Annotated in this window: 19 protein-coding genes and 2 pseudogenes; 12 read left to right on the top strand and 9 right to left on the bottom strand. The window is 63.6% G+C overall.

Going from position 1 to position 23,813, the window contains the following annotated elements:
- The first annotated feature begins 93 nt into the window (after positions 1–93).
- On the top strand, positions 94–945 hold the full coding sequence (locus tag KY465_RS16390; RefSeq protein ID WP_219203167.1) for a DNA adenine methylase: 852 nt from the start codon (positions 94–96) through the stop codon (positions 943–945).
- Here the strand turns inward: KY465_RS16390 and KY465_RS16385 are convergent.
- Both KY465_RS16385 and KY465_RS16380 read right to left on the bottom strand, forming a co-directional pair.
- Positions 937–1,914: a hypothetical protein gene (locus KY465_RS16385; RefSeq protein ID WP_219203166.1), complete on the bottom strand. Its 978-nt coding sequence runs from the start codon at positions 1,912–1,914 to the stop codon at positions 937–939. The two genes, KY465_RS16390 and KY465_RS16385, sit on opposite strands and share 9 nt — an antisense overlap.
- Positions 1,911–3,056, bottom strand: a complete 1,146-nt coding sequence (locus tag KY465_RS16380; protein WP_219203165.1) for a ParB N-terminal domain-containing protein — start codon at positions 3,054–3,056, stop codon at positions 1,911–1,913. Before KY465_RS16380 ends, KY465_RS16385 begins: the two co-directional genes overlap by 4 nt.
- A gap of 278 nt (positions 3,057–3,334) precedes the next feature.
- On the opposite strand from KY465_RS16380, the gene KY465_RS16375 reads away from it, so the two are divergent.
- The 3 genes from KY465_RS16375 (at position 3,335) to tyrS (ending at position 5,884) form a co-directional block, all read left to right on the top strand.
- Positions 3,335–3,649, top strand: a complete 315-nt coding sequence (locus KY465_RS16375) for a cupin domain-containing protein (RefSeq protein WP_219203164.1) — start codon at positions 3,335–3,337, stop codon at positions 3,647–3,649.
- Positions 3,650–3,809: 160 nt separating this feature from the next.
- Positions 3,810–4,502 (top strand): alpha/beta family hydrolase, encoded by a 693-nt coding sequence (locus tag KY465_RS16370; RefSeq protein ID WP_219203163.1) that lies wholly within the window; start codon positions 3,810–3,812, stop codon positions 4,500–4,502.
- A 128-nt stretch (positions 4,503–4,630) separates the two neighbouring features.
- The gene (gene tyrS / locus KY465_RS16365) at positions 4,631–5,884 is read left to right on the top strand and encodes a tyrosine--tRNA ligase (RefSeq protein WP_219203162.1); all 1,254 of its coding nucleotides are present in this window, start codon (positions 4,631–4,633) and stop codon (positions 5,882–5,884) included.
- A gap of 13 nt (positions 5,885–5,897) precedes the next feature.
- On the opposite strand, the gene KY465_RS16360 is transcribed toward tyrS, so the two are convergent.
- Positions 5,898–9,317 (bottom strand): YhdP family protein, encoded by a 3,420-nt coding sequence (locus KY465_RS16360; protein ID WP_219203161.1) that lies wholly within the window; start codon positions 9,315–9,317, stop codon positions 5,898–5,900.
- Positions 9,318–9,498: 181 nt separating this feature from the next.
- On the opposite strand from KY465_RS16360, the gene KY465_RS16355 reads away from it, so the two are divergent.
- From KY465_RS16355 to KY465_RS18870, 4 genes and pseudogenes are all read left to right on the top strand, one after another.
- A complete protein-coding gene (locus KY465_RS16355; RefSeq protein WP_219203160.1) occupies positions 9,499–9,966 on the top strand; it encodes a peroxiredoxin in 468 nt (155 codons plus the stop codon).
- Between the two features lie 56 nt (positions 9,967–10,022).
- On the top strand, positions 10,023–10,832 hold the full coding sequence (locus KY465_RS16350; protein ID WP_255561757.1) for a ferritin-like domain-containing protein: 810 nt from the start codon (positions 10,023–10,025) through the stop codon (positions 10,830–10,832).
- Positions 10,833–10,955: 123 nt separating this feature from the next.
- Positions 10,956–12,239, top strand: coding sequence for a peptidoglycan DD-metalloendopeptidase family protein (locus KY465_RS16345; protein ID WP_219203159.1), 1,284 nt, complete (start codon positions 10,956–10,958; stop codon positions 12,237–12,239).
- Between the two features lie 296 nt (positions 12,240–12,535).
- Positions 12,536–13,658, top strand: a pseudogene (locus KY465_RS18870) (DEAD/DEAH box helicase); the annotation flags it as partial.
- A gap of 680 nt (positions 13,659–14,338) precedes the next feature.
- Here KY465_RS18870 and KY465_RS16335 read toward each other — a convergent pair.
- The 6 genes and pseudogenes from KY465_RS16335 to KY465_RS16315 all read right to left on the bottom strand — a co-directional run bounded on the left by KY465_RS16335 (position 14,339) and on the right by KY465_RS16315 (position 19,973).
- Positions 14,339–15,991 (bottom strand): NTP transferase domain-containing protein, encoded by a 1,653-nt coding sequence (locus KY465_RS16335; RefSeq protein WP_255561788.1) that lies wholly within the window; start codon positions 15,989–15,991, stop codon positions 14,339–14,341.
- Positions 15,992–16,081: 90 nt separating this feature from the next.
- A pseudogene (locus KY465_RS18730) lies at positions 16,082–16,723 on the bottom strand (XdhC family protein); the annotation flags it as partial.
- Positions 16,723–17,001, bottom strand: a complete 279-nt coding sequence (locus KY465_RS16330; RefSeq protein WP_255561787.1) for an XdhC family protein — start codon at positions 16,999–17,001, stop codon at positions 16,723–16,725. The gene KY465_RS16330 and the pseudogene KY465_RS18730, both read right to left, overlap by 1 nt.
- A gap of 219 nt (positions 17,002–17,220) precedes the next feature.
- On the bottom strand, positions 17,221–18,450 hold the full coding sequence (locus KY465_RS16325; protein ID WP_219203156.1) for a vWA domain-containing protein: 1,230 nt from the start codon (positions 18,448–18,450) through the stop codon (positions 17,221–17,223).
- Positions 18,447–19,406, bottom strand: a complete 960-nt coding sequence (locus tag KY465_RS16320; RefSeq protein WP_219203155.1) for an AAA family ATPase — start codon at positions 19,404–19,406, stop codon at positions 18,447–18,449. The genes KY465_RS16325 and KY465_RS16320 overlap by 4 nt, the downstream gene beginning before the upstream one ends.
- 75 nt (positions 19,407–19,481) lie before the next feature.
- Positions 19,482–19,973, bottom strand: a complete 492-nt coding sequence (locus KY465_RS16315; protein WP_346432657.1) for a flavin reductase family protein — start codon at positions 19,971–19,973, stop codon at positions 19,482–19,484.
- Positions 19,974–20,194: 221 nt separating this feature from the next.
- Here KY465_RS16315 and KY465_RS16310 point away from each other — a divergent pair, with 221 nt between their 5' ends.
- From KY465_RS16310 to KY465_RS16295, 4 genes are all read left to right on the top strand, one after another.
- Complete coding sequence (locus tag KY465_RS16310) at positions 20,195–21,328, top strand: ABC transporter substrate-binding protein (RefSeq protein WP_219203154.1); 1,134 nt, start codon at positions 20,195–20,197, stop codon at positions 21,326–21,328.
- A 10-nt stretch (positions 21,329–21,338) separates the two neighbouring features.
- Positions 21,339–22,343 carry a P1 family peptidase gene (locus KY465_RS16305; protein ID WP_219203153.1) on the top strand — a complete coding sequence of 335 codons (1,005 nt, stop codon included), beginning with the start codon at positions 21,339–21,341 and terminating at the stop codon, positions 22,341–22,343.
- Between the two features lie 139 nt (positions 22,344–22,482).
- A complete protein-coding gene (locus tag KY465_RS16300) occupies positions 22,483–23,163 on the top strand; it encodes a DUF2259 domain-containing protein (protein ID WP_219203152.1) in 681 nt (226 codons plus the stop codon).
- A 3-nt stretch (positions 23,164–23,166) separates the two neighbouring features.
- On the top strand, positions 23,167–23,745 hold the full coding sequence (locus KY465_RS16295) for a hypothetical protein (RefSeq protein ID WP_219203151.1): 579 nt from the start codon (positions 23,167–23,169) through the stop codon (positions 23,743–23,745).
- The last annotated feature ends 68 nt before the right edge of the window (positions 23,746–23,813 follow it).

Below are 23,813 nucleotides of genomic sequence, written 5' to 3'. Positions count from 1 at the left end.
TTGATTAGTATACGATTGTTGAATACTGCAATTGTTAACGAACGGTAGCAACGACCTGCCAATCGGAAGGACGCAAGTTTGCATCACGAACCAATGAACCTCAAAGATCCATCGTTGCGCGCCGTTTCGCCTTTCCGATACCCTGGTGGCAAGGCATTCATGAGTACGTTTCTTGCTGGCCGCCTACCCGCCTCGGTCGACAGTGAGAGACATTACGCGGAACCATTCTGTGGAGGAGCTGGAGCAGCTTTGGTTCTACTCAAATCCGGCCACGTGAGCCACTTGCATCTTAACGACGCTGATATCAGGATCTACTCAGCATGGAAGGCTATTTTGACCGAGACAGAGCGCTTCGTGGAAAGACTGCTCGGCACGCCACTTAATATAGACACATGGTACAGGGCGTCTGACTTAGTTAAAAACTATAAAAAAAGCTGCTACGACTTCGATGTCGGCTACGCCACTTTTTTTCTTAATCGGACAAGTCGCTCAGGCATAATCCTCGGTGCCGGACCGATTGGCGGCTATCACCAAACCGGAAATTGGAAAATCGACGCCAGATTTAATGCACCGGCATTGGCGGAACGAATTCTTTGGATTGGGTCCGTGGCAGAAAACGTCATCCTCACAAACGAAGACGGGTTGACGTTCTTGCATAGATCCCTGACACGCGTCCCAGTGGACAGTACACTCTTTTTCGTTGATCCACCTTATGTCAAAGCTGGAGGGCGACTTTACCTTAACGCAATGAATGAAGGTAAACATATTGCGTTGAGTGACATCCTCCAAGGATCATTTCTGAAGCACTGGATTTTGACTTACGACGATCATCCACTCATCAGATCAATTTACAGCACGCAGCACATCAGCAATCTGAATGTCACTTACAGCTTGCAGAACAAGCGAAGGGAGCGCGAAATCTTAATCCAGCCGGCATCAGGCTAGAGCCGCTTCTCGGTATTCTCGAAGCCATTGAACTACGGCGTCGACCTGATCAGCCTCATCGATCATTACTCCGGATGCAGCTTGTTGCATTCCACTACGAGCGTACGGAGGCAAGCGCAAACGGTCAATCAGCGACCGATGATAAAGATTTTGAGCATTCCAGAAACGCTCATCGAGAATGCGAAACGGAATGATCGTGGCATACCCGCGGTTACCAGCCATGACGTCCTGAAGATAATTAACTTCAAAAATTCTTGCATGCTCAGCCACCGGCTTTTCTGGCCAGTTGTTTCCGCTAGCTGATTGACCCCAAAGTAGATTTGTCGGTGGCGGGGTCACCCCGGACGTCCAAGCCAGGACGTCTATGCCGCCGTCCTTCTCATTTGGCGGCGTATACGGACCTGGCGCATTTCTAACACTAAATCCAGCTCCATTGGCGGCTGCTCGACGCAAAATGTCGATGATGACCTCATCGGTTCGACGCGGCCATCCAACCGATATTGCGGGCCCGTGAGAAAAGCCTGCCATCGCCAAAGTCGAAAGCACCTGGAAGATATGGTTCCGAAGTCGTTTCAGAATCTTTCCGGAAGGAGGTGCATTTAAGATTGGTGACCCGGTAACGTGCGACGCAACTAGGCATACCAGATAGAACGAAAATATTGCATCTTGCCAATTATCAGCAAGGGCCAGCTCTTCGGCATTTTCGTCGAGCTTGAATGGGTAAGTATCAGATAGATGGTTTTCTCTTATTTCAATTTCGTTTTCTATATCCTCTATGAACTTCTCTACAAATTTGTCCGCCTCCGCGATATCCTCCTCCTGCTCTTCTGATAATTGTTTCAGGGATCCTATCAACGAGTCTATTCTGACTATGCCATAGTCATTTAGCAACGCAGAGAGCTCAAGCCAGTCCACAAACTGCCCTACATCTAGTTGAAGAGTGGGCGGGTCGATCGCTTTTATGATCATTTTGGCTCGGGTGCCTTCACTAAGTTGGTGATCTCACTTTCGATATGCGTCTTAATTAAGCGAGCTTTCTTTAGCGCCGACTCTGAGATTTGGATCATTTCAGGTTGTTCCTGAGCATCGAACCCCTCCAACGCTGAAACAGCGTGCTGGAGTTCAGCATTGGCTGCGATAAGATGCTCTTCGAAACGAAGGCGCACCGGTGTTGCGGCAACAACGGCTTCGTCCAAGCTACCGCGCTCCTCCAAAACCTTTGTGCCTACTTTGGAACCGAGAACTTCGCGCAAACGATTCAGGTCGGGGTTTTGGCTTTTGATGACTGGTGCGATATCTCGGTCTTTAGACCCATATAGCCACGTCAACAGGTGACGAAGTTCACCATACCGCGACTTCCCAACGGGATTTCGTACTGGGTCGAGCGAGCGATCAGCGCGTTCCATCCCGAGATAAGATGTGAATTCGTCGTAGGCTAGACCTGTGTAAAGGTGAGAGAAACTAAACGATTTCTTTTTGCGGTCGTCTATCGAATACACACCATCGCTCTCTGCCTGATCCAGTACAAATTTTGCTGTGACCATACGGTGAATCGTCATGTGCTGATCGCCCATACGTCCGGCGATGTCGGCCAAGGTCATCCCGCCGGGCTTAGCATGCTCGTCATCTAACCAACGCGCTGCAAACCTGGCCTTTGCAAACGCATCCCAACCCTGAGGTCCATTTATATGCTTAAAGCCAATAAGATCGCGGGCATCAGCCTCTGCCGCGACACGATAGCAAAGCAGTTTATTGAGAGTAGGACGCTTATCGGCGTCCATCGGCGGCAATGAAAGCCTTGCCTGCCGGGCGAGTTCGGGGTTTCTCAGGACTTTCACGGCGGCTAGGCGCCTGTTTCCTTCGAGGACTGCGAAGAAGCCACCTCGTTCAATGACGATCAACGGCTCAATGTTGATGTAGCCGCTTGTGGAGATCGATTGAACCAGCTCTGCCAAGTCAGCGCTACGCGCCAACTGTAAAACAACATCATCATCGCTCGGCGATGCCGGCATCTTGTCAGGCGTGAAGCGCGGGTTGTTCGCATCAAAAATGAGGAGATCAACTGAGACTTTTTCCGATGTGCCAACCGGCAAAATCGAATTCAGATTCATAGTGAACCTCACTTTCATAGCGTGCACATGCCCGCAAACCTGCAACGATTGCTCATAACCGATTAGCAGCGAATCTTAAAATGGAATCCCGAGATGGTATCCTAGCAGGGAGTTCGAGTCTCTCATCGCCCACCATTTCCCGTTCCCTCCCCCTTCCCCGGCTTCCCTCCTCCGCACGCCGCTGCAATTGCGCTTGGCGCGCCCGGCGCTTGCTTCTAGGATCAGCCGGCATCGGCGATCGGCGACCACGTCGGGCGCAAGGCGGCAGGGAGAACAGCATGTGCAATGAAGGGAGCGAGGGCACGGCGCGCGGCAGCGTGCAGATCGAGAACACGCGGACGCGGGTCACCGAGTGGCATTTCGAGAAGCCGGGCGACAATACCGGCTGGCACCGGCATGAGCATGACTATGTCGTGGTGCCGCTGTTTGACGGGGCGCTGGAACTGAAAGAGCCGGGCGGTGTCGAGCGGCGCGTCGAACTGAAGACCGGCGTTCCGTATTTCCGCGAAGCCGGCGTCGAGCACGACGTGCTCAATGGCAATGATTTTGCCTGCAGCTTCATCGAGATCGAATTTCTGCAGCCCAAACCCTGAGCGGCGAGCGCCTGCCAAGGCGCAGTAACCGCGGCCGCCTCAGGTCAGGTTGCGCAGCTGCGCAGGGACAAAGTGATCTGAACCCGGGCGGCGCACCGAAGCCCAATCCCGGTCTAGGCGGTGCCTTGCCGCCGGAGGCTGACACCCCTACCCTTCGACGATGGACGACACGCCTCCCCACACGGCGCCGGTGTTTCTTCACGATGGCCCGGCCGATGCCGAGACGACGCTGCTCCTGGCGCACGGCGCCGGCGCGGCAATGGATTCGCCCTGGATGAACGATCTGGCGCAGGGTCTCGGCGCCGCCGGCCTGCACGTGGTCCGCTTCGAGTTCGCCTATATGGCGGCGCGCCGGCAAACGGGAACGCGCCGGCCCCCGCCGCGCGCCGAGCGGCTGCAGGGCGAATTTTTCGATGCAGTCTCTGCTCTCGCCGCACAAGATCTCGCAAAACGGAGCCGGGTGCTGATCGGCGGCAAGTCGATGGGCGGACGGGTGGCCAGCATGGTGGCCGATTCGCTGTGGCGCGAGGGGCGAATCGCCGGCGTCATCGGTCTCGGCTATCCGTTCCACCCGCCCAAGCACGCGGACCGGTTGCGCACCGCGCATTTGCAAGAGCTCGAGACGCCAATGCTGATCTGCCAGGGCGAGCGTGATCCGTTCGGCAGCCGCACCGAGGTCGAAAGCTACGCCTTGAGCGAGTCCATCAGAATCGTCTGGCTGGCCGACGGCGATCATCACCTCTCGCCGCGGGTGGCCTCCGGACACACGCAGGCCGGGCACCGGCAGAGGTTGGTCGAGGCCATTGCCGGCTTTACCACGGCGTTGCGCGGGCCGTCCCCGGCCATTCGATAGAGCGGCGGGCCGGCCTTGCCGCTCCGACTTGTCGCTCCGGTGCGGTTGGTGCTATGGGCAGCGCGGTCCGCTGGCGATCGCGCCATCACGCCCATTCAGCCGCTCCTTTCATTGACGGGAAAATACCGATGTCCGCCTACAAGTCCGACTTCCTCACCGTGCTCAATGAGCGTGGGTTCATCCATCAGGGGTCCGATCTCGCCGGTCTTGATGCCCTGGCGGCGAAGAACGAGGTGATCGGCTATGTCGGCTATGACTGCACGGCACGATCGCTGCACATCGGCAACCTTCTGACGATCATGATGCTCCATTGGCTGCAGCAGACCGGCAACAAGCCGATCACGCTGATGGGTGGCGGCACGACCATGGTGGGCGACCCATCCGGCAAGGATGCCATGCGCGCCATGCGCACGCGTGAGGAAATCGAGGCCAACAAGGCGTCGATCAAGACGGTGTTCAACAAGCTTCTGACCTTCGGCGACGGCCCGAGCGATGCGATGATGGTCGACAATGCCGACTGGCTTCTCGAACTCGGCTATATCGAGATGCTGCGCGATGTCGGCAAGCATTTTTCCGTCAATCGCATGCTGTCGATGGATTCGGTTCGCCTGCGGCTCGAACGCGAGCAGGAGATGAGCTTCATCGAGTTCAACTACATGGTCTGCCAGTCCTATGACTATGTCTCGCTGGCGCGGCGCTTCGGCGTCAATCTGCAGATGGGCGGCTCGGACCAGTGGGGCAACATCGTCACCGGCGTCGATCTTGGCCGGCGCATGGGCACGCATCAGCTTTACGCTTTGACGACGCCGCTGCTGACCACCTCCTCGGGCGCCAAGATGGGCAAGACGGCGCAGGGCGCGGTGTGGCTGAACGGCGACATGTTCAGCCCCTGGGATTTCTGGCAGTTCTGGCGCAACACCGAAGATGGCGATGTGGAGCGTTTCCTGAAGCTTTACACGACGCTGCCGCTTGATGAGGTGGCGCGCCTTGCGGCACTCTCGGGCGCCGAGATCAACGAGGCGAAGAAGGTTCTGGCGACCGAAGCCACGGCGCTTCTGCATGGCCGCGAGGCCGCCGAACAGGCTGCCGAGACCGGTCGCAAGACATTCGAGGAAGGGGCGCTTTCGGACAATCTGCCGACGATCGAAGTGCCTGGCGAAGCGCTTGCGGCCGGTGTCGGCCTGCTCAGCCTGATGGTGCAGGCCAAGCTTGCCGCCTCGAATGGCGAAGCGCGGCGACACGTCAAGGGCGGAGCGGTGCGTCTCAATGACCAGGCGGTGAGCGACGAGCGGCTGATGGTCGGCAGCGACGCCGTGACCACCGAGGGCGTCATCAAGCTGTCGCTCGGGCGCAAGAAGCATGTTCTGATCAAACCGGCCTGAGCGCGGCTCCGCGTCAGCGGAATTCGAAGATCGAGCGGAAGACGCCGGGCGCGATGGCCGACAGCGGGTTGACCATCACTTCCGGCGAGCTTGCATCGCCATACAGCCGGAAGGTGATGCCGATCAGCCCGCGCTCATTGCCATTGCCGAGAATGGCGCCGATTATCGGCAACTCGCCGAACAGACGGTTGAGGCCATAGGCCGGCATGAAAGTGCCCGAAAGGTCCATCTGGCCCGCCGCGTCATAGATCGTGCCGTTGAACGAAGCGCCGATCTCCGGGCCGCGCACCAGGCCTTCATCGACCTGCATCGTCCCGGCGCCGGTGGTGATCTGCGCCCGCGCCAATTCGAACTGGGCGCGGCCGACGTCGATGTTGCGCCGCAGGCGCTGGTTGAGGCTGCGCCCGTCCGGGCCGGCGGGTGATGAAATGAGCGCTGCCAGCTTCTTCTCGCCGACGACGGCGAAATTGCGGATGTCGAGGATGCCGCGGCGCGGACCGTCACCGGCGCGCTGCAGTCGAATATTGAGCAATCCGCCTTCCATGTTGCCGTAGATATCCGTGAAGCGGGCAAAACTGCCGGCATCGCCACTGGTCATCTCGATCTTCTCGGTCCCGTCTGCCGTCGTCAGCTTGATGACCGCAGCCTGACCGCTGTCCGTCACAGCCGAAAAATCGAGATGCGTGGTGCGGCCGCCGCTGGCGTGGTAATCGAAACGCGCCGTGGTCATCGAGGTGCCGTTGTAGCCGCCGATGGCATCAAGCGTCCCGGTGGCGGACACGGAGATGGCCTCGCCGCCCGATGGCTGCCCCTTGGCCGTCTTCTTGGCTTCGGCAATCAATTGCCGGATGTCGGCACGTTCTCCCGACACCTTGACGTCGAAATGGTCTTTGCGGCGCGTCACGGTGGCGCGATAGTTGTCATTGGCCGACAGGCGCACGGAATCGAGCGTCGCCCTGGAAAAGGCCCCGTCAACCAGATCGATGGCCCCGGAAATGTGAAAACCCTCGCCGGCAACGACGAGATCCTGCAATTTCTGCCCGTCATCCCCAGTGCGCAAGTCGAAACGTGCGGATCCTTCGATCCCCGGCCCCTTCGTCCAGCCGAGACCGGGTACTGTCATCTCCGCCTTAGTGAGGTCGAGCTCTACGCGCGTCAGCCCGGGCGACACCTCTTCAAACCGCAGGCCGACCGGGCCAGCCAGCAGCGTGTTGACACCCGGCGCCAATTTGGCGCGCGCCTCATTGCCCAGAGTGCCGGTGACGATGCGCTGGCGCTTGACGTCAGACCCGGAGACCGGCTCGACGACATCGAGATGCAGTGCGAAACCATCGACCAGCGCATCGGCCTGCAGATCGGCACGGCGCGGCGTGACCGCCAGCGATCCGTTCAGCTTCGACAGCAGCCGCCCGTCAACCGGCTTGGAGATATCGACATCATGCATCTCCAGTCCGACCTGCCAGTCCGGCGGCGGTGGATCCTGTTCCTGGATCAGGCCGAAACGGGCGGCGACACGCGAGGTCACGATGCCGCTGAGCTGGTCGGGCTCAAGGCCGATGCGGTCGAGCACGTCGATCGGGTGATAGGTGATCAGCTCGGCGACGGCGTCGGCTTCACCGGACACCGAAAGCTCCAGTTCGGCCATCAACGGTCGTTGCGTGGTCTTCGGGATGGAAAACCGCCCATCCGCGATGTCGAGCGTCCGGCCGGTGGCGAAATAGGTGCGCGCCGAGGTCACGGCGACGGATACGGACTCGCCGCGCAGGGTGAACTGGCCGCGCACATCACGCAATGGCGGCAAGTCGCCAGCCACATTCATGCGCGCCCGCTGAACGGCGAAATCGATCTGAAACTGCTCGGCGGTCAGCGGCCCGGCCTCGCGGTCGGGCGGGAAATGTCCGGCCGGGATCGCCAGGCGGATGGCGCCGTCGGAAATCGAGCCGCCAAAAAGATTTTCCAGCACCCAGCCGCGCGCCTTCTCGCCCATCCAGAAAGGCCAGAGTTGCTTGACGACAGTGGTCGGCAGGCGCGCGCTGTTTCCGGCCAGCGTGATGCGCGGCGACTGCCCTTCGACAAAGTCGAGCGACAGCGAGGCAAGCAGCGAATGGGGGCCGGCGGCGATCAGCAGTTCATCGGCCACCAGACGCTTGCGGGCGGGCAGGAAGCGGCCAAAGCTCTTGGCATCGAAACGCAGCGGCGCATCGGTGGAATCGGCCGGGGCGGCGACGCCATCCTCGATGACAAGATCATAGGCGAACCCGTCCTGGGAGGTGTTGATCGCCAGGCTCTCGGGCAGGCGGTCAATGTCGATCAGGGCGCCGTTGAACGGCAAACGCGTCTCGCCGACGCGCAGCAGCGAGGGCAGGATCTCGATCTTCTTCTGGGCCGGCAGATAGGTCAGCGCGACGCTCAACTGCCGCAGCGTGGCATTGACGCCGCCCATGGTGATGGTGCCCGGCGCTGCCTGCAGCGTGACATCAAGCTGCGGCGGCGCCCCTGCCCCGCCGCGCCCGGCCTGCAGATCGACGTCGAGTGTCGTGGTGACGCCGCGCAACCGTTCGGCGATGGCGCCGGAAAGATAGTCGATTGGCAGTCCGGTGATTTGCGCCTCGAAGGCGCTCAACGTCTCGGAGCCATCGGGATCGCTGGCATCAATCGTCACCGAAAAGCTCTTTCCGCCCTGCGACAATTCGGCGTCGATGCTGAAGGTGCCATCCGCATCGCGGCTCATGCGCGCCGTATCGACGGCGACCAGTGGCGTGCCATCGGCATCGGCAAGCGCCACCCGCGACAGGGTGATGGTCCGGGTCCCCTGATCCCGCAGATCGCCGGCCAGACGATCAAGCGCCGCGAAGGCCTCGGCGATGCGCTCGTCAAGACTGTCGACGCGGAAATGCGCCAGATCGGAGAGACCGAAACCAGCGCCGCCGGCGCCCATCTCGAGGCCCGCCACGTCAACCGAGCTGACCTGCAACTGGCCCTTGAGCAGCGCCATGGGATCAAGAGCGAGGTGGACGGTCTCGGCGCTGTAAGCACGCCGATCCGCCGCCAGCGGGGTGACGACAACGTCGCGCGCCTCAAATGCGACGCCACTGCGCGGCGAGATGCGGATTCCCGCCATGCCCAGTTCGGCGACATAGTTTTCGCCGAGCGCACGTTCGAGGGCACGCTGGGCGCGGGTTTCGATGAAGCCGTCAGCGGCGCCGCTGTCGATCGCCCACAGGCCCAGTGCCAAAAGGGCAATCAGCGCGACAATCAGCGCCGCAAGCAGCTTGAGATGGCCGCGCCAATAGCGGAACACCCGCCCGTGATGGGCGTTGACGATGATCGGGTCCTCGGCATAGGCCGATGGATAGTCGTGCAGCGCGACGATGTCGCGCTTGCGAAACCTGATCTCTGGCGGCGGCGTGTTCGGCATCCGGCTTGCGGTCATCCCGGGAAAATCAAAAGCTTCAAGCTGCCATGGGGAGCAACATGCATGGGCGAAGCTGGTCCGAATCGGCTTTCCCCCCGCGCCGCACGATATTATACGGCTGGTGCCGGAGGGAAACCTCGCCGGCCGCGTCTGACGACGCGATCACAAGCAATTTGAACCAGACACCCGGGAGCTCACCATGAGTGCAATCGAAATCGGACAGACGGCCCCAGACTTCAATCTGCCGCGAGATGGTGGCGGAAGCGTGTCGCTGGCCGCTTTTGCGGGGCAGAAAGTGGTTCTTTTCTTCTATCCGAAGGATGACACCAGCGGCTGCACGGCGGAAGCGATCGATTTCACGGCGCTGGCTCCCGACTTTGCCGCCGCCAACACGGTGGTTATCGGCATGTCGCCAGATCCGGTGAAAAAGCACGACAAGTTCATCGCCAAGCATAATCTGGGGGTCATTCTCGCCTCGGATGAGGAAAAATCCACGCTCGAAGCCTATGGAGTGTGGAAGGAAAAAAGCATGTATGGACGCAAATATATGGGCGTCGAGCGCACCACGCTGCTGATCGACGCAGACGGAACCATCCAGAAGATCTGGCCGAAGGTGAAGGTCAAGGATCATGCCGCCGAGGTGCTGGCCGCAGCGAAAACCCTGTGACGGCGGCTTCGAATCCAGAATCCGCCCGCGATGCCTCGTCAATGGAGCGGTACGACATGCGCTCGTTGCGGGACGGAGCGGCGGCGGCCATTGCGACGCGCGATCCCGAGCAGAAGGCGGAACGCACCCAGGCCCTGTACCGGCGCTGGAGCCAGCGCACATTGTCGCTGCGCACGCCCGGCGACCGTCCGATGCCCGATCGCCCCGGACGTCCGGACAGGCCCGAGCTTGTCCCGCCCACCCAGGTGCGGCGGCGGTCACTGGTCTCGCAGCAGGGCCGGCTGGCCTTGTTGCATGCCATTGCGCATATCGAACTGAATGCCGTCGACCTGGCGCTCGACATCGCCGGGCGGTTTGCCACTCACGAGATGCCGCGCTCGTTCTTTGATGGCTGGATGCAGGTGGCGTTCGAGGAAGCCAAGCATTTTCGCCTGGTGCGCGGCCGTTTGCAGGCGCTCGGCGGTGATTACGGCGACTTGCCAGCACATGACGGTCTTTGGCAGGCGGCGCATGATACGCGCAACTCGATGCTGGCGCGGCTGGCCGTGGTGCCACTGATCCTGGAAGCGCGCGGTCTTGACGTCACACCATCGATGCGGCGGGCGATGCGTGCCGCCGGTGACGACGCCAGCGCCGCCGTTCTGGACATTATCTATGAGGACGAAAAGAAACATGTGGCGATCGGTGCCAAGTGGTTCCGCTTTCTCTGTGTGCGCGAGAAACGCGATCCGGCCGCCACGTTCCAGGATCTGGTCAGGGCCAATTTTCGCGGCGGCACCAAGCCGCCCTTCAACGATCTGGCGCGCGCTGCGGCCGGTCTCACCCCCTCCTTCTACCGCGCACTGGCGCCGCAGAGCGCGTCCTGAGACGCGCCGCACCGGTGGTGAGGTGGTATTTCCGCACGCCGGAAAATCTTTGTTAACCTTAACCGGGTGTAATTGCGCTTTGTAACCCAGTCGTCCGACCAGGTGGGACAAGCGAGGACAGTGGTGTCGCAGCAACGGGTATTCGGCAGGCGCAAGCACAGCCACACGATCATTTTCGCCAGCGGCGAGAAGGTGCGGCACGTGACGGTGCGCCCCTGGGTCGCAGGCCTGGCGCTGTCGTTCCTCGGCATGGCCGCCTTCGGCTATCTGGCAGCGACGTCCTATCTCGTGTTGCGCGACGATCTGATCGGTGCGGCGATGGCGCGGCAGGCGCGCATGCAGCATGCCTATGAGGATCGCATTGCGGCGCTGCGCTCGCAGGTCGACCGCGTCACCAGCCGGCAGCTGATCGACCAGCAACTTATGGAGGACAAGGTCGCAGAACTGATGCTGCGCCAGGAGGCTCTGACCTCACGGCACGGTCAGATCAGCCCCCTGCTCGATCGCGTCAGCGGCGCCAGCGGCCTGAAGGGGCCGGTGCCGGTTCCGACGCGGCGCCCGGAACGGCGCGCCGAAGCCGCCGATCGCACCGCGCCGACCGCGCGGCTTGCCGCAGTGACCGTGGTGCCGGACCCGGCTGCGCCCATCAACATGGCTTCTTCCTCGCGCATGGCCTATGCGCAACCCCTCGACAGCGTTGCGGATCGCGCCGACCGGATCTTCTCGAAGGTCTCGCTGTCGCTCAAATCCATCGAACGCGATCAGGTCGAGCGCATTCAGACGCTGGCCGCCAGCGCCTACGAGACGGCGTTCAAGATCAACAGCATGGTGGAGAGCCTTGGCCTGCCGGGCGCCGATGTCGCAGATACGGCTGTGGGCGGTCCATATATCGGTGCCGGTGCCGAAACCAATTTCGACGAGACGCTGGAAGGGCTCGACGCCGCGCTGAGCCAGTTGGAGGCCGTGCGGCGCAGCGCGTTGATGGCGCCGATCTCGCTGCCGGCTCCCGGCGCCGCGATCACCAGCCGCTATGGCAAGCGGCAGGATCCGTTCCTCAAACGCATGGCGCTGCATTCCGGCGTCGACTTCCGGGTCCGCACCGGCACGCCGATCCTGGCGACCGGAGCCGGGACCGTCATACGCGCGGGCCGCAGTGGCGGCTATGGCAAGCTGGTGGAGATCGATCACGGCAACGGATTGACGAGCCGCTATGCGCATCTCTCGCGGATACTGGTCTCGCCCGGCCAACGGGTTTCGACCGGCGATACGATCGGCAAATCGGGCTCCACCGGCCGTTCGACCGGGCCGCATCTGCACTACGAGATCCGCCGCAACGGGCGTGCGCTCGACCCGAGCCGGTTCCTCAGCGTCGCCAAGAAACTCAGGCCGCTGCTCAGCGACGGCTGACCCCTGCGGCATAGCGTGCGCGGCTGTTGCTTCGCCCTTTGCATCGCCCTATCTGCCGCGGGCGACGACAAGTGGCGGCAATGCAGGCTGCGCATCGCGCTAACGCCCGGTTTTCCTTGACTCTCCCGGCAAGAAGCCCTAATTCGGCGTAGGTGTCTGGCAAAGTTGCTTGCCGGACCACATATTCCGGCTGCAAAAAGCCGGAGCGAAGTGCCACACGTGCCTCGAACGTGCAGACAATCTCCTCACACGACGCCGAACATATTCTTTCACGCCGAAACGGAAAAAGTTTCTCATTGACCACATTTGCTGATCTTGGCCTGAGCCAAAAAGTCCAGTCCGCCGTATCCGATGCCGGATACACGGTTCCCACACCCATCCAGACGGGAGCGATCCCGCCGGCGCTGCAACGCCGCGACGTGCTCGGCATCGCGCAGACCGGAACCGGCAAGACCGCCGGCTTTGTCTTGCCGATGCTGACGCTGCTGGAACAGGGGCGCGCCCGGGCGCGGATGCCGCGCACGCTGATCCTCGAGCCAACGCGCGAACTGGCGGCTCAGGTGGCCGAGAACTTCGAGAAATACGGCAAGAACCACCGGCTGACCGTCGCCCTTTTGATTGGCGGCGTATCGTTCGAGGAGCAGAACCGCAAGCTGGAACGCGGCGCTGACGTCTTGATCGCGACGCCGGGCCGGCTCCTCGACCATGTCGAGCGCGGCCGGCTTTTGATGAACGGCGTCGATCTCCTCGTCATCGATGAGGCAGACCGGATGCTCGATATGGGGTTCATCCCCGACATCGAGCGCATCGTCAAGATGATCCCGTTTACGCGCCAGACCCTGTTCTTCTCGGCAACCATGCCGCCGGAAATCCAGAAGCTGGCCGACCAGTTCCTGCAAAATCCGGTGCGCGTCGAAGTGGCCCCGCCCTCCTCGACCGTCTCGAACATCTCGCAGCATCTCGTCTCGTGCAGCGGCAAGGATTTTGAAAAGCGCGCCACGCTGCGCGATCTCATCCGGGCCCAGGACGAGCTGACCAACGCGATCATCTTCTGCAACCGCAAGCGCGACGTCGCCGATCTCAGCCGGTCGCTGCAGCGGCACGGCTTTTCGGTCGGCGCCCTGCATGGCGACATGGATCAACGCTCGCGCATGGCAACGCTGCAGCAGTTCAAGGACGATGAGATCACCCTGCTGGTCGCCTCGGATGTGGCGGCACGCGGGCTCGACATTCCGGCGGTCAGCCATGTCTTCAACTTCGATGTGCCGATCCATGCGGAAGACTATGTCCACCGCATCGGCAGGACCGGGCGTGCCGGTCGCTCGGGAGCGGCGTTCACGCTGGTCGGTCGGCGTGACGGCAAATATGTCGAGGCGATCGAAAAGCTGATCAACCGCGAGATCGAATGGCTGGACGGCGAGACTCCGGCTGCCGGCAGCGATGACAGCGAGGCGGCGACACCGCGCCGCGGCCGCGGTCGCGGTCGCAAATCCGCCGAGGACAATGCCCCTGACACGGCCAAGGCCGAGCGGTCCGAGCCGGCATCGGAAACGGGCGAGGAGAGCGGCAAGGGACGCAAGCCGCGCCGGTCGTCCGGCGGACGCTCGAAAGCCCGTGCGCATGAGGATGTGAGCTACGAGACGCCGGCGGAGCTGGCCTCGGACAGCAATGAAGTGCCGACACCGCAGGGTGAAGAGGTGCCGAACCCCGATCGCGGCCGCCGCAAGGCGCGCAAGCCGGAGCCGGTGCATTCCAAGCCGCAGGAGCACGAGACGGTGAGCTACGAGACCGCCGACACGATGACTTCGGACAGCAATGAAGACCCCTGCCCCGGCGGCCAGCCGGGCCGCAGCAGCGATGCCGAGGTCTCTGCTCAGCAAGACCGGGGATCGAGGCGCGAGCGTCAGCGGCCTGCCAATGACGACCGCCGTCGCGGCCGCAAGAACCGCGATCAGGACAGCAACGCTCCCGTCGGCTTCGGCGACGAGATCCCGGCATTCATGATGATCGGCGCCAAGAGCTAAGCATCCCACGCCGCATCCGGGCAGACAGAGCCGCGCCGTCAGGTCGCGGCTTTTTTGCGTCTGGATGGGCGCTAATCAGTCGCCGCCGCTCTCGAGCACGCCGCCGGCGGCCTTTACGGCCTCGGGCGTATCGACATCGAGCCGCGCCGCCGCGCCGATATCGATGTCGACCACCGGATAGCCGGAGGTCTCGATCAAGGCGCGCGCCCCGACATCGCCCTGCAAATTCCTGAATTCGGCAGCCATGCGTGCGGGCAGGATCACCGGGTTGCCGCGCCTGTCCGCATCGCTGGCGCGGATGATGCTTTGCCCACCCTCTGCGACGAAGGCGTCGATCAGCCGATCGAGATGGGCGGCGGTGACGGCGGGCATGTCGGCGAGGACAATCATCACTCCGGCCGGATCACCGTCAATCGCGCCGGCACCGGCCTTGAGCGACGAGGCGATGCCCTCGGCATGATCGGGGTTGCCGGCAAAAGTCACATCGAGGCCATCTAACGCGGCGACGATCTCGTCCTGGCGGTGGCCGGTGACAATGATGACCTGTTCGGCCCGGCTGGCGAGGGCGTTGCGGGCGCTGCGCCGCACCAGTGGTTCACCGTCAAAGCGGGCAAGAAGCTTGTGCCCGGCGGACTCGCCCATGCGGCGGGCGCTGCCGGCGGCGAGCAGCAGCACGGCGACCGAAGGCTGACCGGCCAGATCTGCCCGCGATGTCGCCGGCCCGGGCGAAGCTTCGGCGCGCGGCTGTGGCCGGCTCGGGATCTCGGTGAGCAGACCACCGACGCCCATGCGCGCAATATCGGCGCTGCGCGGTGTCTCGCCGGCATGCAGACGCGCCAGCAGCCAGTCGAAACCGTTTTCCTTCGGCGAGCGGGCGCAACCGGGCGCGCCTATGACCGGAATGTCGTCGATCGTGCCCAAAACCAGCAGATTGCCCGGATCGACCGGCATGCCGACGCGCTCGACATGGCCGCCGGCACGGCGAATGGCCGCCGGGATGACATCGTCGCGATCGACCACGGCCGAGGCGCCGAAAATCAGCAGCATGTCGTGCGCGCCGGCCATGTCGCGCAGGGTTTCTGCAAGGATCTCTTCGTCATGCGCGATCGTGCGGTGGTCCGAAAGATGCGAGCCATAGGCGCGCAGACGCTCCTCGGTGCGCGCTTTCGTCTTGGCGATCACCGTGTCCTTCAGCGTCGGCAGCCGGGTGGCGATCATGCCCACATCATGCGGGCGGAATGGCCGTACCGCCGCGAAATCCGGATGCGTGGCAATTGCCCGCGCTGCATCAAGGGATCGACTCGATACGGCAAGCGGGATGATCTTGACGGTGGCCAGGAGATCGCCGCTGCGCACGGTGCAGTGATCGGGCAGACAGGCAAAGGTGATCGCCGGATCAATGGCGTTGAGTTGATCCACGAGCGCCGCATCGATGCGCAGCAATCCATCATGGGCGGCAAACAGATTGACCCTACCGGTGGCGGCTTCGCCAATCCGAAGTCCGGCATCGGAGAATGCGGCGGCGATCGTCTCGGCAGCCTCGTTCTCGGCGATGTCGCCGGGCCCCGGACGCGCGGCAATCACCGTCTCTATACCCTCGGCGCGCAGTTGCGAAAGTGAGTCCGCTTCGAGCCGCAAGCCCTTCTTCAGACGCGTTTTTCCCGCCTGCAGCGAATGCGCCAGAATGGCGCCCTCGGCCGCATCGAGCGGCACCGGGCCGAAGCGCAGGCCGGGGCTCGCGCCGTCAGACTGCGCTTTTGCCTCGCCTTGCTCATCGGCAAGCGGGCGCTTGCGCAGCGCCTCGATGATCTGCGCCATGATCGCCACGGCGATCTCGGAGGGTGTCGCGGCACCGATCGGCAGGCCGATGGGCGCGGCGATGCGCCCGAGCTCGGTCTCGCTGATCCCCGCTTCGGTGAGCCGTTCAACGCGGCGGGCATGGGTTTTGCGCGAGCCGAGCGCGCCGATGTAAAAACAATTGGACCGCAGAGCTGCGATCAATGGCTGATCATCGATCTTGGGATCATGGGTGACGGCGACCAGGGCCGTGAAGGCATCGAGCGGCCGGGCGGCGAGCGCCTCTTCCGGCCATTCCGCAGTCAAATCGAGGCCGGCGAAGCGCTCCGGCGTGGCAAAAGCGGTGCGTGGATCGATGATGCGCACGTCAAAGCCGGCCATGGCGGCCAGCGGCGCCAGCACCTGGCTGATGTGAACGGCGCCGATGATGACCAGGCGCGGCGGCGGCAGATGCACATTGATGAAGAACTCGCGGCCCTCGGCGGAAGCGAGGGTCGACTTGCCGGAGCGGAAGGCCTTGGCGATCGCTTCGCCGAGCGGACCGGCGACCGGGTCACCCGGCGACACGAGGCGGTCCCGCCCGTCGCCAAGATCGGTGATCAACGCCGCGGCACGGCGCTGCCGCCGGGCCTGATTGAGCTTTTTGAGAAGATGCGGATCCATCAGCCGAGCCGTTCGACGCGTACACGGATGCGACCACCGCAGGACAGGCCGACCTGCCAGGCTGTCTCGTCGGCAACGCCGAATTCCAGCATTTGCGCTGTGCCGGAGGCAATGACGTCGCCGGCCTCGGCGATCACCGCCCCTTCGACGCAGCCGCCGGAGACCGAACCATGAAAATTGCCGTCGGCATCGATCACCAGATGACTGCCGACCGGGCGCGGTGCCGAGCCCCAGGTTTCGATGACGGTGGCCAGCGCGACTTCACGGCCATCGCGCATCCAGCTCTCGGCAATGGCCAAGGGATCACCGGCAAGGGGATCACCGGCCAAGGGATCAGCGGCAAGGGGATCACCAGCAAGAGGATCACTGGCGAGGGGATCGGTTGGTTCAACAGGACTTTGTGCGGTCATGATGTGCTCCCGGCTACCTCTCCCATATGGCAATCCGGCTAGTGGCTTGGCAAGGGCAGGCCAGTATCGGGCCCGTATCATGCGGGCTCAGGCGGGAATCAGGCGGGGATCCCATTGTCCATGCCGATCATCCCCCAGGGCTGCGACAAGATCACTCATCGCATCAAGGCTGTGGATGGCGCGGATTTCATCGACATGACGCATGATCGTGCGGACACCGCGGGCGCGCGCCTCGAACCCCTCGAAGCGCAGGAGCGGGTTGAGCCAGATCAGCCGCCGGCAGGAGCGCTGCAGGCGGTCCATGGCCGCGTCAAGCTCCTCGACCGCCTCGCGCTCAAGTCCGTCAGTGACGAGAATCACCGTCGCCCCCTGCCCCAGCACTCGGCGCGACCAGTGACGGTTGAACTCGCTGATTGCTTCGCCGATGCGGGTGCCGCCCGACCAGTCGGAGACCGTTCCGACACATTCGTCGACGGCCTCGTCGGGGTCGCGAAACCGCATCTGCCGCGTGACATTGGTCAGGCGGGTGCCGAACAGGAAGGTGTGGACGCGGCGGCGACGCTCGGCGAGCAGATGCATGAAGTGCAGGAAAATGCGCGTATACTGGCTCATCGAGCCGGAAATATCTGCGAGAACGACCAGCGGCGGCTGCACCGTTCGCCGCTTGTGATAGCGCGGCACGATGAGATCGCCGCCGGTGCGCAATGCGGCGCGCATCGTGGCCCGCGGATCGACGCGGCCGGGATGCGGCGATGGGCTGAAGCGCCGGCTTGCCACCTGATCGAACGGCAGATGCAGGCGGGCGATGGCCTGGCGCGCGGCGGCCAGTTCGGCAGCGCTCATCTGCGCGAAATCGCGGCTGCGCAACACTTCATCGCCGGAGGCGGTCAGCCGGGCATCAACCTCGATCTGTGGTTTCTCGCGCATTTCGCGGCGGCTGTCCTGATCGGCGAACAAGGCATCGTTGACGCGGGTTTCGCCGGCTTTGGGACGCTCTTTCGGGCGCGTGTCGGGCGCCACCGGCGAGAACATGGCGATCATCTTTTCGACCAGATCGCGGTTGCGCCAGAACAGACGAAAAGCCTGGTCGAAGACCGCGTGGTCCTCGCGGCGCTGCACGAAGATCGCATGCAGCATCCAGTAGAAATCATCACGATCGCCGATACCGGCGAGACACAGGGCGGCAACCGCATCGCGGGCGCTGGCCGGACCGACGCGCATGCCGGCCTTGCGCAGGGTGCGCGCAAAATGCGTGACATTATCGGCGAATCGCCCGGGATCATCGACGCGGGCGGCTGTGCCGGAGGCCGCGCTCATGCGCCGCTCTGGGACAGGTCGGCCTTCAACTCCTCGAGCATCTGCCGCCCGGCGCTGCCCTCGATGCGCGCGATGTCATCCTGGTATTTGAGCAGCGTGCCGAGGGTGTCGGAGACCGTCTGCGGATCAAGCGCCAGACGGTCGAGCTCGGTCAGGGCCGTGGCCCAGTCGATGGTCTCGGCGACACCGGGGTTCTTGAACAGATCCATGTCGCGCAGGCGCTGCACATAGGCGACCACCTGTTGCGACAGGGCGGCATTGCAGCCGGGCACCTTGCGGCGCACGATCTCCAGCTCGGTGTCGGCATCCGGATAGTCGACCCAATGGTACAGGCAGCGGCGCTTGAGCGCGTCGTGGATCTCGCGCGTGCGGTTGGTGGTTATGATGACGATCGGCGGCTCGGCGGCCTTGATGGTGCCGAGTTCGGGAATGGTTACCTGGAAGTCGGAAAGGATCTCCAGCAAGAACGCTTCGAAGGCCTCGTCGGCGCGGTCGAGTTCGTCGATCAGGAACACCGGCGCGCGCCCCGGAACGCCCTCGAGCGCCTGCAGAACCGGCCGGCGAATCAGATGACGGGTGTCGAAAATGTTGCTCTCAATGGCCGAGCGATCGCCCTCCCCGGTGGCCTCGGCGAGGCGGATCTCGAGCATCTGGGCTGGATAATTCCACTCATAGACCGCCGAGGCGAGATCGAGCCCCTCGTAGCATTGCAGACGGATCAGCGGTCGGTCGAGCGCGGCTGCCAGCACCTTGGCAATCTCGGTCTTGCCCACCCCGGCCTCACCTTCAAGGAACAGCGGACGTCCCATGCGCAGGCTGAGAAACAGGACCGTCGCCAGAGCGCGTCCGGCGACGTAATCGTGGCGCGCCAGCATCTCCGAGACAGCGTCAATGCTGGGCGGCAGGTTCGATGCGGTGGCACGGGGGGACGCATGGTCCGGTGAATCGCTGCTCATGCTCATGTCCTTGCTTGCGCGACCCGACGTCGGATCTCAACTTGCGTCGACCGTGCAGCCGGCGCGGCGGAGATGCTATATTTGGTGGTAGGCGCGATCCAAGTAAAGAAGCGCGCGACCGGGCTCGCCGAGCCGCAGGCCTTCGACGCGCCCGATCAGAACCAGATGCGTAGCCACTTCCCTCGCCTCGATCAGGCGGCAGTCATAGACCGCCGGGGCATCAACGAGGCAGGGCGCGCCGGTCACCATCGTGTCCCAGTCGCCATGCGCAAAACGCTGGTCGGCGTCGATTCCGGCGAGGCCGGAAAAGACGTCGGCGAGCGGCTGATGCCGGGCGGCAAGGGTGTTCAGCGCGAAAGCGCCGGCTTGCACGAACGGCGCGTTGAGCGGATTCTCCCTGGCGACACAGGCCAGCACGGTGCCCGGATTGTCGGAGACCGAGCAGGCTGCGGTGATGGTGACGCCGCGCGTCGTTCCCGCATGCGTTGCGGTCAGGATCTGCACGTGACCGGCATAGCGGGACATGGCGTCGCGGTAGCGGTCCGGATCGATGGGGGATGGGGTCAAAAGAGCCTCGTGGCAGGACGCAGTGAATGATGTTTCGCCGATGGTCAGAACAAGCGGGCCGCCATGCTGCTGACCGCCGGCAAATTTGCGGCAATTGACGCCTATGCGCCCAGCGCGGTGGAGAGCACCGGCACCGGGTGCGCTATTGCGGCGCAAGCAGCGCCGCCCCGTCTCTAGATTTTTCCTTGGATGCGGTCAAACCAGAAGCTAGTGTCGCCGCCATGAAGCTGACATCCCTTTTCTGCGTTGCGCTCGCCCTCTGGCTGTCCGCCCCGGGCTTGCCTGCGGCGGCCCGCCCCCTCGCGATCGGGCTGGCTGTGCCCGTTGAGGGCGCCTTCGCGCCGCTCGGTGCGCATGTCGAGGAGGCCTTTACCCTCTTTCAGGAAGCGCATGACACCTCGTTCGCCGATGTCGTGGTCGGCGAGGATGGCTGCGATGAGGAGAGCGGCGCCGATTCGGCCAATTCATTCATCGAGGCGGGCGTCGATATCGTCGTCGGGTACCTGTGCGCCGAAAGCCTGGCTGCCGCCCTTCCGATCCTGTCCGAGGCCGGCATCCCGACCCTGACCCTTTCGGTGCGCGCCGATATTATCGGCGAAGAGGCACGCCGGCATGACTGGCAGTTCTTCCGCCTTGCGCCGCCGGCCAGCCGCGAGGCGGAGGTCGCCACCGAGACGATCGTGGCGCTGTGGGCCGACCGGCCATTCGCCTTGATCGAAGACGGCACCATTCTCGGCCGCGAACTGGTCGAGGCGATTCGCGTCGGGTTGTCCGAGCGCGGGCTGAAGCCGCATTTCAATGACAATTTCCGGCCCGGCCAGGATCGTCAGCCGAGCCTCGCCCGGCGCCTGAAGGCCGCCGGCGTGACAGCGGTGTTTGTCGGCGGCGATCGCCGGGATGTGGCGGTGATCGCGCGCGACGCCTCTGAAGAAGGGCTTGATCTGCAGGTGATGGGCGGCGATGCGCTCAACGCGCCGCACGGCGAAATTCCGCTCCCCGAAGGCACGCTGGCGATCATCGCTTCAGCCGCCCTGCCCGGTACGGCAACGCTCGAAGCGGTGCGGCTTTTCGATGAGGCCGGCCTCGCGCTCGACGGGCTGCGGCTGATTGCCTATGCCGCCGCCGAGATTTGCGCGGCCCTCGCCTTGCCAGAGGAGGCAGGGGCGGATGCAGCGGCGCCGCTTCCGCTCGCCGAACGTCTGACCGGACGCCGGTTTCAAACGGCGATGGGACCGGTGCGCTTTACCCCGGGCGGCGATCGGCGCAGTCCGGGTTTCGCCCTGGCCGTCTGGCGCAGCGACGGATTCGAAGCAACAACGCCGGCCGCGGTGCTGCAACGCGGCGATGAGCGATGATGGTGGCGCAATGAAACCGGGTCCGCGCAATCTGATCACCGATGTCGCCGGGCTGCGGGTCGGCAATGTTGCGGATGCAACCCTGAAATCGGGCGTGACGGCCCTGATCTGCGATGCGCCGGTCACAGCCGGCTGCCAGGTGCTTGGCGGCGCGCCGGGAACACGCGAAACCGACCTTCTCGAGGCGCATAATTCGGTTCAGGAAATCCATGGCCTGGCCCTGAGCGGCGGCTCGGCCTTCGGGCTCGATGCGGCCTCGGGCGTGCAGGCCTTTCTGAAGGAGAGCGGCAAGGGATTCACCCTCGGCCCGCATGTAATCCCGATCGTGCCGGCGGCGATCCTGTTTGATCTGATCAATGGCGGCGACAAGGATTGGGGACGCTATCCGCCCTATCGCGAGATGGGGCATGCGGCAGCGGCGGCGGCAGCTGCAGATTTTGACCTCGGATCGGTCGGCGCCGGCGCCGGAGCCTTGACGGCCACCTGCAAGGGCGGGCTTGGATCAGCGTCCGTGGTCACCGACAGCGGCATTACGATCGGCGCCCTGGTGGCGGCCAATCCGGTCGGCGCGGTGACGATCGGCACAACGCGGCATTTCTGGGCAGCGCCGTTCGAAATCGCCGGAGAATACGGGGGGCTTGGACTGCCTAACCCCTACCCGAACGACGCCTCGGACCTGCGCCTGAAATTTCGCGACATGCTGCGCGAGGGCGGCCACACGACAATCGGTGTGATTGCCACGGACGCGCGGCTCGACAAGGCTGGCGCCAAGCGACTGGCCATTTCCGCGCATGCCGGCTATGCCCGCGCCATATGGCCGAGCCACACCCCGCTTGACGGCGATCTGGTGTTCGGCCTTGCCACCGGCGGCAGCGGGATCGTGCCGGAAGGCGATGTCATGATCGATCTGATGGCCCTGGCCGCGGCCACGATGTCGCGCGCCATCGCGCGGGCGATCTACGAGGCAACGGCGGCACCGGGCGATCTGTTGCCCGCCTGGCGCGACAGCGCCTGAAGCGGGGTCGAGAATCAAATGATGCGCACGCTCCTGATGCAGCTATGAGGTTTTCCCGATGCCCTTAATGAGATGTCTTCGTTTGCTGGGTGCATTGGTGTTGGTCACCCTGCCGGCACTTGCGGCCCAGAACATGCAAGTGAGGGCCGGTGACCTGGCCGAATTCCGTCCGATCGGATTCTCCGCCGATGGCACGATTTTCGCCTTCGAGCAGTTCGGCATCGAAGACGGTTCGGGTTTTGCCTATGCGGAGCGCTACTATATCGACACGCGCGAGGATCGGTTCGTGTCCGGAACCCCGGTGCGGGTCCGGCTGAGGCAGGACGGGGCGAGCGTGCAAGAGGCGCGCGACGCCGCGGCGGAGCAGGCCGCCGGCATCGAAGAGACATATCTGCGCGATCTCGAACCCGGCATCCTGGCGGAATTCGCGCCAGCCAATGAGCGCGGCAGCTCACCGCATCGGCTGCGCTATGACAGCTGGGGCGTCAGCGCCTTTTCCCCAGACGCCTATGCCAACACGGTGCGGTTGAGCGAACTGGTGCTGGACGGCCCGGCGCTGTGCACCGGTGTCGTCGACACGGTGAAGGGCTTCCGGCTGGTAATGACGGAACGGGACGGGCGCCCGGTCAACGACACCCTGCATGCCGATGCGCGGGTGCCGACAAGCCGCAAATGTCCGCTGGCCTACGCGCTGGCAGGGGCCATGACGCATGCCAACCGTGACGGCACACGAACCCACGCGGTTATCGTCTTGATGCGCACCCACGGTTTCGAGGGACCGGACGGCCGCTATCTCGTTGTCACCGCGCGGCTCGACTAGATCTTGGCGCAGCGCTCCTCCCCCGCCGCCGTAGGGCACGCCAAGCTGCGAAGCCGCCTGCGGGCCGCTCTGCGCGGCTGGCGCGTGGCGCTCATTGGCAGCCTCGGCTGGGGGCTGGCCATGATGGTCTCGGCGCAGGCGAGCCTGTGGCTGCGCACGGCGGGGGTGACCGATCATTTCTGGTCGCTGTCGCTGCTGTATTTTTCCGGCGCTTTTCTAGCCTGGCCGGTGGCGCTATATCTGATCCGCCTTACGAGCTTGGCGCGCGGCTTTGAGCCGCGGCTTGCCGCCAGCCTGTTGTTTCTGACAGTGGCGACCATTGTCGTGACCGCTTGCGTTTTCGCGCTGCACTACCGGCTGTTTTACGCGCAATGGCATGGCGCAGCATTTGGCCGGCTGTGGCTGATCCAGTTCATTTTCACATTCGTCGCCGCGCTCTACCAGTTTGCGGTGATGGGGCTGCGGCTGTATCTGCCGTTCGGTGCGCTGTTTCTCATGGCGGCGGCCCTTTGGCTGAGCTGGCGGCCGGGTGCAGCCGGGCGCCGCGAAACTGGCATCCGGAGACGGTTATCCACCGATTGAGCCGGCCCGCCGGTTTCCCTTTTGCGGCAGAATGGGCTAGGACCCGGGCTTCCTCCCATGCTTTCGCA

The sequence above is a fragment of the Neohoeflea coraliihabitans genome (assembly GCF_019334345.1).
Classification (GTDB): domain Bacteria; phylum Pseudomonadota; class Alphaproteobacteria; order Rhizobiales; family Rhizobiaceae; genus Pseudohoeflea; species Pseudohoeflea coraliihabitans.
The sequence above is the reverse complement of the archived record's forward strand: the minus strand, read 5'-3'. Positions and strand labels throughout refer to the sequence as shown.

Coding starts and splice junctions, on each gene's coding strand:
- KY465_RS16390 (WP_219203167.1), top strand. CDS start 94: ATGAACCTCAAAGATCCATCGTTGCGCGCCGTTTCGCCTTTCCGATAC.
- KY465_RS16385 (WP_219203166.1), bottom strand. CDS start 1,914: ATGATCATAAAAGCGATCGACCCGCCCACTCTTCAACTAGATGTAGGG.
- KY465_RS16380 (WP_219203165.1), bottom strand. CDS start 3,056: ATGAATCTGAATTCGATTTTGCCGGTTGGCACATCGGAAAAAGTCTCA.
- KY465_RS16375 (WP_219203164.1), top strand. CDS start 3,335: ATGTGCAATGAAGGGAGCGAGGGCACGGCGCGCGGCAGCGTGCAGATC.
- KY465_RS16370 (WP_219203163.1), top strand. CDS start 3,810: ATGGACGACACGCCTCCCCACACGGCGCCGGTGTTTCTTCACGATGGC.
- tyrS (WP_219203162.1), top strand. CDS start 4,631: ATGTCCGCCTACAAGTCCGACTTCCTCACCGTGCTCAATGAGCGTGGG.
- KY465_RS16360 (WP_219203161.1), bottom strand. CDS start 9,317: ATGACCGCAAGCCGGATGCCGAACACGCCGCCGCCAGAGATCAGGTTT.
- KY465_RS16355 (WP_219203160.1), top strand. CDS start 9,499: ATGAGTGCAATCGAAATCGGACAGACGGCCCCAGACTTCAATCTGCCG.
- KY465_RS16350 (WP_255561757.1), top strand. CDS start 10,023: ATGCGCTCGTTGCGGGACGGAGCGGCGGCGGCCATTGCGACGCGCGAT.
- KY465_RS16330 (WP_255561787.1), bottom strand. CDS start 17,001: ATGCGCGATGGCCGTGAAGTCGCGCTGGCCACCGTCATCGAAACCTGG.
- KY465_RS16325 (WP_219203156.1), bottom strand. CDS start 18,450: ATGAGCGCGGCCTCCGGCACAGCCGCCCGCGTCGATGATCCCGGGCGA.
- KY465_RS16320 (WP_219203155.1), bottom strand. CDS start 19,406: ATGAGCAGCGATTCACCGGACCATGCGTCCCCCCGTGCCACCGCATCG.
- KY465_RS16310 (WP_219203154.1), top strand. CDS start 20,195: ATGAAGCTGACATCCCTTTTCTGCGTTGCGCTCGCCCTCTGGCTGTCC.
- KY465_RS16305 (WP_219203153.1), top strand. CDS start 21,339: ATGAAACCGGGTCCGCGCAATCTGATCACCGATGTCGCCGGGCTGCGG.